The following is a 16,222-nucleotide window of genomic DNA, read 5'->3' on the forward strand; positions in this document are numbered from 1 at the left end:
AGGCGAAGTGGAAAATCCACCTCGCCATAAAGTCTAACTTTTAGGGGTCACCTCAATTACGAATGTGGTCCTTTTTTCTCGTTATAATTATCTTCCTTTCCTTTGCTATAAAATTCTTCCTAAAAGGTGCACAAGAAACGTTTGCTTTGACAAGGTTCTCAAGAAGAGAATGAAAAGAGACTTATCCTAAAGTTAGGAGGAATTTTATGAATACGATAAAACCAATTGTGATTAAGAATGGAATTGAAGCTGAGGAATTAAAAAATTTTATTGGTAAGAAAGTTACATTACACGGAAGTATCTATAAAATAAGAAAGATGAGTGGCTTTGCATTTATATTATTGCGTACGAAGAGGGCGGTAGTTCAATGCATCTATTCAGAAGAATTTTCAACCTTTGCACTGGAGGAATTAATCGAAGAATCTACCGTAAAGATAGAAGCAGAGGTTATTTTAGAGGAACGATCGAAGGTAGGGTATGAACTTCGCCTACTTTCATTAAAGGTATTATCAAAACCATATGGGGAAGTGCCTGTGGTAATTCACAATAAATTAGTTGAGGCTTCCATCGATACGTTACTAAATTATCGCCCGATCACTTTACGAAATGAGAGAGAACGAGCTATTTTTAAACTGCAAGAGGGGATAGCGAATGGCTTTCGGAGATTCCTTACCGAGCAAAAATTCACAGAGATCCATAGTCCAAAGATCGTTCAGATGGGTGCTGAAGGAGGTGCAAATATATTTTCCTTGAATTATTTTGGAAAAGAAGCATATCTTGCTCAAAGCCCTCAATTTTACAAACAGATGATGGTAGGAGTGTTTGAACGGGTCTATGAAATTGCTCCTGTTTTTCGAGCAGAAAAGCATGATACCTCAAGACATTTAAATGAATATACAAGTGTTGACTTTGAAATGGGATACATCGAAAGTTTTGAAGAAATTATGCAAATGGAAACCAGCATGTTAAAAGCTACGCTAGAGTTTCTAAAGGATTCCTATCAAAAAGAGTTATCAATACTAAATATATCGCTTCCAGTTATCGAAGAAATTCCAACAATAAGGTTTAAGGAAGCAAAAGAACTTGTAGCCAAGGAATATAATCGATCCATTCGTGATATGACGGATTTTGAACCGGAAGAGGAGAAACTTCTTTGCGAGATTATAGAGAAAAGAACAGGAAGTGAATTTGTCTTTGTAACCCATTATCCAAGCAGCAAGAGACCATTTTATGCAATGGAGGACCTTAAGAATTCAGAAGAAACTTTAAGCTTTGACCTCTTATTTCGTGGTTTAGAAATAACAACAGGTGGGCAAAGAATTCATAACTTTAAGGAACAGGTTAATAAGCTAAAAAAGAGAGGAATGAATGTGGAAGATTTTAAAAGTTACTTAATGATGCACCGCTATGGAATGCCTCCACATGGAGGTTTAGGGCTTGGCTTGGAACGATTCACAAGTAAATTGTGTAATCAGAATAATGTTCGCTATGCTACATTGTTTCCAAGAGATATAAATCGCTTACAACCTTAAGATTAGAAGGTAGCTCTTCTAGATAATCTCAAATTCATACTCCCATGGAAATACCAAACTTGCAAGTAAATTTGGTATACCATAAATAAGAAAAAGCTCGTTATGTGAGCCAAGAAGAGTACTTTTATTTCATACTATTACTTGACAAAAAATTGACAAGTATTTCTTGACTTTCCGAATCCCTAGGAATAATATGGAATATAATCTTACAGAAGATGTCCCCCGCTTCTTCTTAGCAAAGCGAAAGCGGGGGCTATTAATGAAAAAGAAAAGTTCGCGATGCGCGCTTTTTCTAGTATAGCAACTTTCAAGTGGTTTTGTAAAGTAAGGAGAGGTACGATGGGGAAAATGAGAAAGGTTCCGTTAGAGCAAGTGGAACACTATAAGGTACATGGAAGAACAACCAAAGAAAGAAATCCGCTAACTTTATTTTGGACTGGTAGTGGAATTGAGGTTAATGTATCTGGTTCAGAAATTTGGGTTGAGTTATTTTCGGATTACGATTGTTTTGAACCTTGGATTCGTGTTTTAGTGAATGGAGAAGTCATAAGTAGGCAGATGGTATTAAAGGGAATGCATAAAATCTGTCTATTCCGTAACATGAATCCTGAAGTGATAAAAAATATTCAGCTTGTTAAGGAAGTCCAAGCTATGTCTGATGATGAAAAACATTGTCTTCAATTATTCTCATTTGAGTTAGACGGTGAATTTTATAAAGTTGCAGAGCGTAAATTAAAGCTTGAAGTAATCGGAGATAGTATTACATCAGGGGAAGGGGCTATTGGAGCAACATGTGAAGAGGACTGGATTTCTATGTGGTTTAGTTCTCAAGAGAATTATGCAACCCTATTAGCTAATAAAATAGATGCAGAGCTTCGGATTATATCTCAAAGCGGTTGGGGTGTAGTCTCTAGCTGGAATAATAACCCTTACGGAGCAATACCACCAATCTATGAAGAAGTTTGTGGACTACTAAAGGGAGAGAGAAATGAAGCGCTTGGAGCATATGAAAAGAATGATTTTAAAGCCTGGCAGCCAGATGTGATCGTAATCAATCTTGGTACGAACGATGGTGGCGCATTTGAACAGCCAGAATGGAGAGACGAACGAACAGGTGAAACATTTAAGGAACGAAAGAACGAGGATGGCACCTATCATGAAGAGGATTTAGAGCGTTTTGAATGGGCAGTACGAGCATTTTTAAGAAAACTACGAAGATTAAATCCGAATGCATACTTACTTTGGGTTTATGGGATCCTTGATAAACCTCTTTTACCTTCCTTGCAAAAAGCTATCAATACATATCAAGCAGAATGTGAGGACAGAAAGGTTTCTCTACTTGAGATTCCAAAGATGACAGATGAGGAGATTGGAGCAAGGAATCATCCAGGGAAAAAAGCGCATGAACGAATGGCAGCAATCCTCAGTGATGAAATTCAAAATAAAATATAGAAACATTTGAGGTAAATAGTTGTTCCAAAGACTTAGAAACTTGAAAGTCAACAAAAGTAATGTGGTTTGAAAAAATCTTAGTAGAAAGATCATAAGTAAATACATGCTGAATAAATTATTAAAATACAGTTACATTAGTATAAGTATATTATAGTTTAGTAGGAAGGAATTTGATAAGCTTATGAAGTATTTTTATGGTGATAATAAGAAAACCTCATATTTTGAAGGGTGGTATATCAAACAACAAAATGAGGAGGAAACCATTGCAATTATTCCTTCCTTTCATATTGATGAGTACGGTGCTAAGAGTGCAAATCTACAAATCATTACAAAGGAAGGGGCATATTCCTGTACTTTTTCAAGTAGTGATTTTTATGCAAGCAAAAGGCGATTCTTTGTAAAACTTGGGAAGAGCATTTTTACTGAGAGCGGAGTTAGAATAAATCTGCATACGGAAAATTTAACAGTTACGGGTCGTTTATTTTTTACTAAAAAAATACCTTCTAAAATGAAGCCTGATATCGTGTTAGGAGATTTCGTAAGTTCAAGTGAACCCGCTTTTCATCCGCTGCGATACTCTATTATGGGATATTACGATTATGTACCATTCCTTCCTTGTAAGCACGAGGTTGTTAGTATGCTTCATGGAGTCTATGGGACAATAGTGATTAATGGTAAAAGAATAGATTTTCGAGATGGTTTAGGATATATAGAGAAAGATCGTGGGCATTCGTTCCCGACCTCTTATCTATGGACTCAATGTAGTTTTAAAAAGCCATCGATAGGTAGTATAATGGCATCGGTAGCAGAATTACCATTTCTATCGACTACTTTTGTTGGTTGTATTTGTGCTATCTGGTATCAAGGTAAGGAATATCGTTTAGCGACTTACCTCGGTGGTAAATTAGTTTCTTATTCGAAAAAAGGATTTTCAATCCTTCAGGGAAAGTATTTACTTGAAGTATCGGTGATAAAGCAAGAGCCACATTCCTTGAAAGCTCCTGTGAGAGGTGCAATGAGAAGACGGATTAAAGAGAGCGTAGCATGCAAGGTTCGCTACCGTTTCTATGAAGATGAAAAGCTTTTATTCGAGGTAGTAAGTAAACAAGCAGGGTATGAACATGTCATTATGGAAGGCTAAAGCATACCGCAGATATACAAGATAAAAATAGAACTCCCTATTCTTTTTTGATCTGGATAAGATTATAATAGTATAGGGAGTTTTTAGTATGACGGTGATTGACATTCATATGAATGGATAGTAAAATCATACTTGGAAGTGGAAAAGATAGACATTATATGTAAGGCCGTGTAAACTGGAGGTGATGAAATGGGAATTTGTTTTCCAGGTACAGTAATTGAACGAGGAGAGCTTACTTCAAGAGAATTTTTTGGTGTATTTCGTGTTACCAAAGGCTTGATGTTAGCTCAGGTCAGAGAGATTACTGGACTGGATACCACAACAATTCAAAACTGGATTAACCGGGGTTGGGTAAAAAATCCAGTGGATAAGCGTTATTCGGAGAATCAACTTGCAAGTATCCTGCTCATTCATATGTTACGTGATGTGATGAAGCTCGATCATATCGCTAAATTATTCGATTATTTAAAGAAGATTGAGTTTGGTGGTAATGAGGAGGTACTGTTAATATCAGAAGCAGAATTATATCATTATGTCTGCGATATGTTAGATAGCATTGATTATGATATTATTCTTACACCAAAGGAGTTAGAAAAAGCGATTCTCATGACACTAAGTACATATGTTGAGCCATACGAAGGCGCAAAAAGAAGGGTGGTTAATGTACTAAAGATTATATTGGTGTATTATGCGTCAGCGATTGTAAAGCACAAAGCAGATTCGATTTTCACTGATATTATGAATGAATAAGAGATAAAGATAGTTTTTCAATTAGGTTAACAAAAAGCGCATATGCGCTAGAATTGAGGTTACTATGAAAGAATGGTGGGATAGTTTAAGTCAGTTGAGCCAGGTATTTGCAACGGTAGCGATACCGGCAACTGTAGTAATGGTATTGCAGACCATTTTATTATTATTCGGAATCGGGCATGACCACGATTGTGATATCTCTGATCATGATATCTCAGATCATGATTTTGCCGGTGCGCATGATGGTTCGGACGGATTGTCGTTATTTACCATTCGAGGAATTGTAGCATTTTTTGCAATAGGCGGATGGACGGGAATCGCTGTTGATAATGCAAATGGATCAGAAGCCTTAGCAATCATTTTATCATTATTGGCAGGAAGCGCAGCTTTATTTGGAATCGCATATCTATTTAAATTTGCATTAAAACTGCAAAATAACGGAACGTTATCCCTTGAAAATGCAGTAGGAAAAACCGGAGAAGTCTATATTCCAATTCCTGCGAATCGTAAGGGTACAGGTAAAGTTATGGTAACAGTTCAGGAACGTCTTTGCGAGCTTTCTGCAATTACCTCGGAAGAAAGAGACTTAAAGACCGGGGAGTATATCCGCGTCATCGAAGCAATCGATGATCAGACAGTATTGGTTGTTAGTCACAAAAGTGATGAAACTACAAAGAATAAAGGAGGAATTTCAAAATGGATAGCTTAGTAATTTTACTCACAGTTATTGCTGTATTCTTGTTTACCTCAGTTGTGGTTATATTATCAAGATACCGCAAATGCCCTTCCGATAAGATTTTAGTTATTTATGGTAAGGTTGGTTCGAATAAGGATGGTACATATCGTAGTGCAAAGTGTATTCATGGTGGTGCAGCATTTATCATGCCAGTTATTCAATCGTATGAATATATGGATTTAACTCCGATGTCCATTCAGGTTGATTTAAAGAATGCACTATCAAAACAGAACATTCGTATTGACGTTCCATCTCGCTTTACCGTTGGTATATCAACAGAACCTGGAGTTATGCAAAATGCAGCAGAACGTTTATTAGGATTAAAACTAATAGAAATTCAGGAATTAGCAAAGGATATTATCTTTGGTCAGTTACGTCTTGTAATTGCAACTATGGAAATTGAAGAAATCAACACAGATCGTGATAAATTCCTTGCTGCGGTATCAAATAACGTAGAAAGTGAATTAAAGAAGATTGGTCTTCGTCTTATCAACGTAAACGTAACAGATATTACAGATGAGTCTGGCTACATCGCTGCGTTAGGTAAAGAAGCTGCTGCGAAAGCAATCAATGACGCTAAGATTTCTGTAGCGGAAGCAGATCGTTTGGGTGCCATCGGTGAAGCGAATGCAAAGAGAGACCAGCGTGTACATGTTTCATTAGCGGACTCTGAAGCAATCAAGGGTGAAAATGAGGCTAAGGCATCCGTTGCAGAATCGGAAGCAACCTTAAATGAAAAGAGAGCAGAAGCCTTACGTCGTTCTACAGCTGCAGAAAAGATTCAAGCAGCGAAAGCGTTACAAGAAGCATACGAAGCAGAAGAAGAGGCAGAGAAAACACGTTTTGCTCGTGAGCAGGCAGCATTAGAGGCTGATGTCATTGTTAAAACTGAAATAGCAAAGAGACAAAAGGAATTACAGGCAGAGGCAGAAGCAGAGCAAATTAGACGTAGAGCACAAGGTGAAGCAGACGCTATCTATGCTAAGATGGCAGCAGAAGCGAAAGGTATGCAGGAAATCTTAACGAAACAAGCTGCTGGTTTTGCAGAGATCGTAAAATCCGCAGGCGGTGATACAAACGATGCAGTTAAACTATTAATTGCGGATAAGTTAGAAGAAATTGTGAAGATTCAAGTGGAAGCAATTAAGAATCTTAAGATTGATAAAGTTACTGTTTGGGATGGTATGGGAGGTAAAGATGGAAGCCCTACCACAGCCAATTTTCTATCCGGGATGTTAAAGTCAGTTCCTCCAATGAATGAAATGTTTAAGATGGCAGGAATGGAATTACCAACTTACTTGGGTAAGGATTTAGAAAATTTGAATGCTAATGCGACGGAACATACCGTTACAGTAGAAGAAACGGAGAAGTAGTAAGTACATAATTTGCATGCGTTAAATCATGCACGTGGAAGTTTGATGAAAATAAAGTGGAAAGTACATACAAGATAGCTCATTAAAAGTCAGTTGTATCCTTTCTTATTTTTAGATATAATGAAATAAGATAATAAAAGGCGCTTTTTGCACCGTAAAATTAATTATGAAAATATCTCTAGGTTTTCGTAAAAACTGATTATAAAAAAATTTAGATTTTCATAATACTGTATGAACTATTAAGGATACATAATTTAGGAGGAATGGTATGGGTATGGAACACTTTAAGGATGCGATTCTTATGGGAAAAACGACACTTGGAATTGAACTTGGTTCTACTAGAATAAAAGCTGTTTTAGTGAATGAAGAAAATGAACCAATTGCGTCAGGAAGCCATGATTGGGAAAATCAATATATTGATAATGTATGGACCTATCATCTGGATGATATCTGGAGAGGCGTTCAGGATAGTTATGGACAGATGGTAAGCGATGTTGAGAATAAGTATGGTGTGGAACTTACAACAATTGGAGCAATTGGTTTTAGTGGTATGATGCATGGTTATATGGCTTTTGATGAAAGTGAAGAGTTACTTGTACCATTTCGTACCTGGAGAAATACTATAACAGGACCAGCATCCGAACAGTTGACCAAAGTATTTCAGTATCAAATACCACAACGTTGGAGTATTGCCCATCTATATCAGGCTATCTTAAATAAGGAATCTCATGTGAAGAACATTAGTTTCCTAACAACATTAGCAGGATATATTCACTGGAAGCTAACAGGTAAAAAAGTGTTAGGAGTCGGAGAAGCATCTGGAATGTTTCCGATAGATATAAAAACTAAGGATTTTAATAAAGTAATGTTAGCTCAGTTTAATGAACTAATTGTCTCTAATGAATATACTTGGAAAATAGAAGATATTTTACCGAAAGTACTAGTTGCAGGAGATTTTGCAGGAGTATTATCGGAAGAAGGAGCAAAACTTCTTGATGTTTCAGGAAAATTAAAAGCAGGAATTCCTCTTTGTCCACCGGAAGGTGATGCTGGAACGGGTATGGTAGCGACCAATAGTGTTGCGAGAAGAACTGGTAATGTATCCGCTGGTACATCCGTATTTGCAATGGCAGTACTAGAAAAAGAGCTTTCAAAAGTTTACGAAGAAATTGACCTTGTGACAACACCAAGCGGAGATCTTGTTGCAATGGTGCACTGCAATAACTGTACTTCTGATTTGAATGCTTGGGTTTCTATCTTCAAAGAATTTGCTGTGGCAATGGGCATGGAAGCTGATATGTCAAAGATATTCTCTACGTTATATAATAAGGCATTAGAAGGCGATGCAGAGTGTGGAGGATTACTCGCATACAATTATTTTTCTGGAGAACATATTACGCATTTTGAAGAAGGTCGTCCGTTGTTTGTAAGGACACCGGAGAGTAAGTTTAACCTTGCAAACTTTATGAGAGTTCATCTATTTACAGCACTTGGTGCTTTAAAGATAGGTCTTGATATCCTGTTAAAACAAGAGCAGGTACAGTTGGATGAGATTTTTGGCCATGGTGGATTATTTAAAACAAAAGATGTTGGTCAAAAGATTATGGCTGGGGCAATTAATGTACCTGTGTCTGTTATGGAGACTGCTGGAGAAGGCGGAGCGTGGGGAATTGCAATTTTGGCTTCTTATATGATTCATAAGGAGGAAGGTCAGTCCTTAGATGAGTATCTTTTGAAAAATGTATTCCAAGGAAAAACAGGTAGCAGGATGCAGCCAGATCCGAAGGATGTAGAAGGTTTTGAGCAGTTTATCAAACGATACACCAAAGGACTTGAAATTGAACGAAAAGCAGTAGAGATATTATAGTTATTCATGAAAGTTCATATATATTGAATGGTTATTCGCTTCAGTTCAAGAGATAAATTTATAGCTGGTATTGAAATACATCTTTAGATATAGTAAAGCCATGGGATAAAAGAAACAGTCCCATGGCTTTTACTTATTCATAAATTGATAATCCAAAACTGATGCGAGATTGAGGGAATCACCCTTATACCATACAAGCAGTATATTCTGCAAAAACGGACGTAGCTATTAGAAGATACGTCCTTATTTTTCTCCTTGCTCATTATTATAATGTATATAGGACGATAATAGTCCACTGTATCCAAGAGATTCATACAAGGTAAAGGGGGTTACATATTGACAACTTATTATCTAGCAGTAGACATTGGAGCATCTAGTGGAAGACATATCTTAGGATGGCTTGCAGATGGAAAAATTGTATTAGAAGAAGTACATCGTTTTTCCAATGAGTTATCAAAAAAAGATGGTGAATTGTGCTGGGATGTACCATATTTGTTTGATGAGATTAAAAAAGGTCTTAAAAAGTGTAAAGAGATTGGGAAAATTCCAAGTTTCATGGGAATTGACACCTGGGGTGTAGATTTTGTTTTATTGGATGAAAAAGATCAGATTCTTGGAAATACCGTAGGGTATCGAGATGATCGTACCAAAGGGATAGAGGAATTCGTATATCAAGTAATTAGTGATAAGGACTTATATGCGAGAACTGGTATTCAAAAGCAGCCATTTAACTCAATATATCAATTGATGGCATTAAAGCAGCTATATCCGGAATATTTAGAGAGAGGCAAAGATTTTTTATTAATACCAGACTACTTTAACTTCTTGCTAACCGGTAAAAAAGCGGTGGAGTATACAAATGCAACAACAACACAATTGGTAAATCCAAATACAAAACAGTGGGATTATGAATTGATTTCTAGTCTCGGTTATCCAACGGAAATCTTCAAGGAGTTACGAACTGCAGGAGACGTACTTGGCCCAGTAACCGAGGAGATAAGGAAAGAAATAGGATTTGATTTAACAGTTATGCTTCCGGCAACACATGATACAGGCTCCGCAGTATTATCGGTACCAAGCAACGAAGAACAAACGTTATACATAAGTTCAGGTACCTGGTCTCTCATGGGGATTGAACAAAGAAAGGCAGATTGCTCAGAAGAAAGTCGTCTAGCAAACTTAACAAACGAGGGTGGATTTGATTATCGCTTCCGTTACTTAAAAAATATTATGGGACTTTGGATGATTCAATCTGTGAAGAAGGAATATCATGATGAATACTCCTTTGCAAAACTTTGTGAAATGGCTGGTGAATGCAATGATTTTCCATCCCGTGTCGATGTCAATGATGATAGTTTCCTTGCTCCGGATAGTATGATCCAGTCAATTAAAACGTATTGTGAAGTAACCAATCAAAAAGTTCCTCAAACACCAGGAGAAATTGCTACCGTTATCTATCAAAGCTTGGCAGAATGTTATGGTAGGACGATAGAAGAACTTGAGAAACTATCGCAGTATCAATATGACAGTATTCATATCGTAGGTGGTGGTTGTAATGCTCAGTATCTAAACGAATTAACAGCAAAAGCTACTGGGAAAACAGTATACGCAGGTCCTACAGAAGCAACAGCGATAGGAAATATATTAGCACAGATGATTGGTACGAAGGTATTCGATTCCGTATCATTGGCAAGAGAAGCAGTATTTAAATCCTTTGAAATTAAGAAATTTGAAGCTTAAGTAAGAGCAGAAATGAGGGAAAATATGATAAAAGAAAGATATGAAATGTCAAAACAGATTTATGGTAAGCTTGGTGTTGACACCGACAAGGCATTAGAAACGCTAAAGGGAATTTCAATTTCGATGCACTGCTGGCAGGGAGATGATGTAACGGGATTTGATAACGATGGACCTTTATCCGGTGGAATCCAGGCAACAGGAAGTTATCCTGGAAAGGCAAGAACACCAGAAGAGTTAATGGCGGATATCGATATGGTATTATCCTTGGTACCTGGAAAACATAAAATTAACCTACATGCTAATTATGCAATATTTGAAAAAGGTGAGTTTGCTGACCGTGATAAGTTAGAGCCAAAACACTTTGCAAAATGGGTAGAGTTTGCGAAGAAGAGAGGGCTTGGTTTAGATTTTAATCCAACTTTCTTCTCCCATCCAAAGGCAGGACAATTTACTCTTTCCTCTCCAGATGAGGAAATCCGTAAGTTCTGGATTGACCATGGAAAAGCTTGTGTTCGCATCTCTGAGTATTTTGCAACGGAATTAGGTCAGCCATGTGTTATGAATATCTGGATTCCAGATGGATATAAGGATATTCCAGCGGATCGCCTTTCTCCAAGAGCACGCTTTAAAGATTCTCTCGATCAGATTCTTAGCATTGATTATGATAGGAATAAGGTTATCGTTGCTCTAGAATCTAAGGTATTTGGTATAGGTGTAGAGTCTTACACTGTAGGTTCTAGTGAATTCTGCATTAACTATGCTGCAAAGAATGGAATCTTAAGTCTTATGGATAATGGACATTACCATCCGACAGAGGTGGTATCTGATAAGATTTCTTCAATGTTATTATTTGCAGATAAAATCGCACTTCATGTAACAAGACCAGTTCGTTGGGATAGTGACCATGTTGTCTTATTTGATGATGAAACGAGAGAAATTGCAAAAGAAGTAATCAGAAATGATGCACTTGACCGTGTTATTTTAGCACTTGACTTCTTTGATGCAAGCATTAACCGTGTTGCAGCATGGACAATTGGTATGAGAAATTTACAAAAATCCTTATTATATGCATTATTAACACCAAACGATAAGTTAAAGAAACTTCAGAACGAAGGAAAATTTACAGAATTATTAATGCAACAAGAAGAGTTAAAATCTTATCCATTCGGTGATATTTGGGATTATTTCTGTGAAGTAAATAATGTACCTGTAAAAGAAGAGTGGTACGCAACGGTTTCTCTATACGAAGAAGAAGTTTTATTAAAGAGACAGTAGAGTACTAATTTTTTATAATATTTTGTAACATTACCATATCTGCGGACGGATGTGGTAAGCAGCGGGGGTTATACACGCCTCAATCCGCGTGAGAATTCATCTCACCACCTACGCGTTGAAACGCTTTGAGGGGGAATGTTCTTCTCAATTATTGATAAAAAATTGGGCTGGTGCATAAGTACCAGCCTAATTATTCATGACAAGGAAAAGTTCGTGAAGTACTTTTTTTGTATTATAATGTTAGATGGACAAAATTATCTATGTTAACTATAATAAGGGTATGTAATGCTCAATATAAGAAATTAGTTTATATCTTGTATCTAAGTTCCGGGTTAACTTTTCAATGGTAAGAGATATGTTTTGGATTAACAATTTGGAGTGTCTTGAAAGTAAAACAATGAGAAGCGTAGAAATGAGGTTATAGATGAACCAAGAATTGATTCAAATTCTTTCTCAGATTACGGAAGAAGAAAAACGTATTTTAAACGTAAAGAAGGAAGTAGAAAAAGAGCGCTACACCTCAAGCAAAGATTTTGTCATTCAAAAAAATAAGATGTTAGAAGAAGAGCAGTTGATTACAATACGTCCGCATACTCGTTTTATCGATTTTCCAAAACACAAACACGATTATATTGAAGTAGTTTATGTCTGTAAGGGATCTTTAACTCACATTATTAACGATGTGCCAGTGGTACTTGAGGAAGGGGACTTATTATTTCTTAATCAGCATACTTATCATGCAATTAAGGAGGCTGGGAAAGAGGATATTGCAATAAATTTAATCATCTTACCGCGTTTTTTTGATGTGAGTTTTACGATGATTCAAAAGGGCAATGTATTAGCAGACTTTTTAGTAGGTATCTTAAGAAATGCCTCTCATAAAGAACAATATCTACATTTTAAAGTAAAGGGAATTCTTGAAATAGAAAATCTATTAGAAAACCTGGTGTATTCCTTGGTTCATGATGCCTCAGATAACGACATGATTAATCAACGTGTGATGGGACTTTTGTTTTTGTATCTGGTAAAATACTCGGATTCATTGAAAGCAGGATCTCCCAATAGTTATGAGGATGTTATTGCTAAGGCTGCTGTCAATTATATTGATATAAATTATAAAACAGCAAGCTTAACGGAATTAGCAGAGAAACTATGTTTATCGTTATCATCCTTAAGTAGATTAGTAGCCAATAAAACTGGAAAATCATTCAGAGAGCTGTTGCAGGAGAAGCGATTTGAAATTGCCATGTCACTTCTGGCAGAAACTAATCTGTCAATAACTGATATTGTAGTAGCGGTAGGATATGAGAATAATAGTTTCTTTCATCGTAAATTTAGAGAACGATATCATATGTCACCAAAGGAATACCGAGAAAAAAATAGGAGGACTTAGTAATGGTACGGAAAGCATTTAAAATGCAATTATTTGAAGGACAAGCGAAGGAATATGAAAAACGTCACAATGAATTATGGCCTGAAATGAAAGAAATGATTCATGAGTATGGCGGAAGCAATTATACTATATTTTTAGATGAAGAGACCAATGTGCTATATGGTTACATAGAATTAGAGAACGAAGAAAAGTGGGATAAAGCTGCTGAGACTGAAATCTGTAAGAAATGGTGGGCTTTTATGGCTGACATAATGGAAACAAATCCAGATAATAGTCCGGTAAGTGTTTCACTAAAAAATGTATTTCATCTTGATTAAGAAATAAAGGAAGCAGAGGGAGTGAGATAAATTCCTCTGCTTTTTTAGCATATCGTTCAATATTTAGCAAAAACTTTGCTCTTTTGTCGAATTGACGTTCCATACCCAGTAGTTTACAATGTTCATAAGAATAGAAGTTATGAACTTCTAAAAGATTTGAAACGAGGAACAGTAATTGAATAAAGAACAAATTTTAAAAAAGTATTATGGTTATGATTCCTTTCGAGATGGACAGGAGGAGTTGATAAATAGTATCTTAGCAGGTAAGGATACGTTTGGTATTATGCCAACGGGAGCAGGGAAATCAGTGTGCTTTCAGGTTCCAGCTCTTATGCTTTCTGGAATAACACTAGTCGTATCACCTTTAATTTCTTTAATGAAGGATCAAGTAGGTACATTGAATCAAATGGGAGTCCATGCGGCTTACTTAAACAGCTCTTTAACTGCTAATCAATATCGACTTGCGTTATCCTATGCAAAAGAAGGACGATATAAAATTATTTATGTGGCGCCTGAGAGACTATTAACGGAGGAGTTTCTTGAATTTGCGAGAGATGTTGATATTTCAATGTTAAGTATTGATGAGGTACATTGTGTATCTCAGTGGGGACAAGATTTCAGGCCAAGTTATTTAAAAATCATTGATTTTATAAATCAGTTACCAGTACGTCCAATTGTTAGTGCATTTACCGCAACTGCTACGATAGAAGTGAAAGAGGATGTAATCCGATTACTTGGATTACAGCGTGCTACGGTAGTTACGACTGGATTTGACCGTAAGAACTTATATTTTGCAGTCAAGAGTCCTAAAGATAAATATGCTGAGCTGGTTTCCTATCTGAAGGAACATAAAAATATGAGCGGTGTCATTTATTGTGCCACGAGAAAAGCCGTGGAGGAGGTAGTGCAGCGTTTAGAAATTGAAGGATATCCAGTAACTAGATACCATGCGGGATTAAGTGATGCCGAAAGGCATCAAAATCAGGATGATTTTATCTATGATGTGAAACCAATCATGGTGGCAACGAATGCATTTGGGATGGGAATAGATAAATCGAATGTAAGGTTTGTCATTCATTATAACATGCCAAAAAACATAGAAAGTTATTATCAAGAGGCTGGACGCGCTGGAAGAGATGGGGAGCGTGCAGAATGCATTTTGCTATATGGTGGACAAGATGTAATAACCAATCAGTTATTTATTGAAAACAATCGCGAGAATGAAGAATTAACTGGTGAAATGCTAGAGGCGGTAAAGATAAGAGATCGAGAACGCTTAAAGAAAATGACATTCTATTGCTTTACGAATGACTGTCTGCGTCATTATATCTTAGAATATTTTGGCGAGGTAGCAGAGCCAACTTGTGATGATTGTTCCAATTGCTTAACTGAATTTGAGACTATTGATATTACCGAAATCAGTATCAAATTAATACAGTGTGTGTTAGAAACAAAGCAACGGTTCGGTTTGATGACGATTGTTGATACAGTACATGGAAGTAAATCTGCTAAAATAAAGCAGTTTCGTCTTGACGATTATGCATGCCATAATTCATTGGCAGATATAACGATACCAAGATTACGGCAGATCATGAATCATCTTGTACTAAGCGGTTATTTAATGCTTACGAATTCGGAATATTCCATCTTAAAAGTAACAGATAAAGCAAAAGAATTATTAGAACATAGAGATACGATTGAACTAAAGGTTTCTAAGGAGCGAGACAAGAAGGAGAAAAACACCGAAACACGAAGTAAGAAAAAGGCTGTGTATTCACTGGATACGAATGATGAACTATTTGAAGAACTTCGCATTTTACGTCTGTCCATCGCTAGAAAAGAAAAAGTTCCACCTTATATAATCTTTGGAGATAAAACATTACTCCAGATGAGTCAGTCTTTACCAACTAGTAAAGAAGAAATGCTTCAAATTACTGGAGTTGGTGAAGTAAAGTATGAAAAATATGGTGCTCAATTTGAAGATGAGATCCGTAGGTTTCAAAGTAATAAGGAAGATAATCAATAGTTAGACAGGTGGGCTGTTATGCCCACCTGTTTCGTATTACTAGGCAATAAGAAAGACTATGTAATGCCTCCTATTGATTTGTTTATCAGACTGGCGCTGGGAGGTTTTTCTTTTATTATAAAAGAAAATGCTAGAGTACGTTTTTTTTCGTACACCCCAACGATTATAGAACCTATATATCAATTAGGAAAATTTTAAAGTTCTAACATTTAGTATGTTTTCAGAGTAAAATATCAAAATTACACTAAATTTTATTCAAAAATGACAATAATATATCAAAATCGTAACGTAATGATAAGATATAAAGTATATATATAGATGTTATAATTAGGACAAAGAATATTGCATTAATTGTGCATATATGCTATAATCGAAACTAAATTCACTGGAATAAATTGGAAAAACAAAACTTAATTAGTAATGTTCGATGCCATTTTTATTACAAAAAATCTACTTATTGTGATCTATGATGCAAGATGTAGACAATTATAATACAGCAGATAAGTTGATTATAAGTAATAAAAATGTCATCATTCAAAAAAGGATGTGACGTTAGAAATCACGTCTTTTTTTCTTGTTAAGCAATCCTTTTTATAATATTGGATGATTTGGGGAAACGG

12 protein-coding genes are annotated in these 16,222 nt (G+C 36.2%); all 12 read left to right on the plus strand.

What is annotated here, in order from left to right; genetic code table 11:
• The first annotated feature begins 206 nt into the window (after positions 1–206).
• The 12 genes from aspS (at position 207) to recQ (ending at position 15,602) form a co-directional block, all read left to right on the plus strand.
• Complete coding sequence (gene aspS / locus RTP52_RS01595; RefSeq protein WP_312368796.1) at positions 207–1,532, plus strand: aspartate--tRNA(Asn) ligase; 1,326 nt, start codon at positions 207–209, stop codon at positions 1,530–1,532.
• 339 nt (positions 1,533–1,871) lie between these two features.
• A complete protein-coding gene (locus tag RTP52_RS01600; RefSeq protein WP_312107358.1) occupies positions 1,872–2,984 on the plus strand; it encodes an SGNH/GDSL hydrolase family protein in 1,113 nt (370 codons plus the stop codon).
• 181 nt (positions 2,985–3,165) lie between these two features.
• On the plus strand, positions 3,166–4,125 hold the full coding sequence (locus tag RTP52_RS01605; RefSeq protein ID WP_312368798.1) for a tocopherol cyclase family protein: 960 nt from the start codon (positions 3,166–3,168) through the stop codon (positions 4,123–4,125).
• 189 nt (positions 4,126–4,314) lie between these two features.
• On the plus strand, positions 4,315–4,875 hold the full coding sequence (locus RTP52_RS01610) for a DUF1836 domain-containing protein (protein ID WP_312107394.1): 561 nt from the start codon (positions 4,315–4,317) through the stop codon (positions 4,873–4,875).
• Between the two features lie 64 nt (positions 4,876–4,939).
• Positions 4,940–5,584: a hypothetical protein gene (locus RTP52_RS01615; RefSeq protein ID WP_312368800.1), complete on the plus strand. Its 645-nt coding sequence runs from the start codon at positions 4,940–4,942 to the stop codon at positions 5,582–5,584.
• A complete protein-coding gene (locus RTP52_RS01620) occupies positions 5,572–6,984 on the plus strand; it encodes a flotillin family protein (protein ID WP_312107392.1) in 1,413 nt (470 codons plus the stop codon). The genes RTP52_RS01615 and RTP52_RS01620 overlap by 13 nt, the downstream gene beginning before the upstream one ends.
• A gap of 268 nt (positions 6,985–7,252) precedes the next feature.
• Positions 7,253–8,851 (plus strand): xylulokinase, encoded by a 1,599-nt coding sequence (locus RTP52_RS01625; RefSeq protein ID WP_312368801.1) that lies wholly within the window; start codon positions 7,253–7,255, stop codon positions 8,849–8,851.
• A 336-nt stretch (positions 8,852–9,187) separates the two neighbouring features.
• Positions 9,188–10,591, plus strand: coding sequence for a rhamnulokinase (gene rhaB / locus RTP52_RS01630; protein WP_312368803.1), 1,404 nt, complete (start codon positions 9,188–9,190; stop codon positions 10,589–10,591).
• A gap of 24 nt (positions 10,592–10,615) precedes the next feature.
• Positions 10,616–11,866, plus strand: coding sequence for an L-rhamnose isomerase (locus RTP52_RS01635; protein WP_312106920.1), 1,251 nt, complete (start codon positions 10,616–10,618; stop codon positions 11,864–11,866).
• Positions 11,867–12,290: 424 nt separating this feature from the next.
• A complete protein-coding gene (locus RTP52_RS01640) occupies positions 12,291–13,259 on the plus strand; it encodes a helix-turn-helix transcriptional regulator (RefSeq protein WP_312368805.1) in 969 nt (322 codons plus the stop codon).
• 2 nt (positions 13,260–13,261) lie between these two features.
• On the plus strand, positions 13,262–13,576 hold the full coding sequence (gene rhaM, locus RTP52_RS01645; RefSeq protein ID WP_312368807.1) for an L-rhamnose mutarotase: 315 nt from the start codon (positions 13,262–13,264) through the stop codon (positions 13,574–13,576).
• Positions 13,577–13,751: 175 nt separating this feature from the next.
• Positions 13,752–15,602, plus strand: a complete 1,851-nt coding sequence (gene recQ / locus RTP52_RS01650) for a DNA helicase RecQ (RefSeq protein WP_312368809.1) — start codon at positions 13,752–13,754, stop codon at positions 15,600–15,602.
• Positions 15,603–16,222: the final 620 nt, after the last annotated feature.

This window comes from Lachnoclostridium sp. (genome assembly GCF_031997925.1).
Lineage (GTDB): Bacteria > Bacillota > Clostridia > Lachnospirales > Lachnospiraceae > Lachnoclostridium.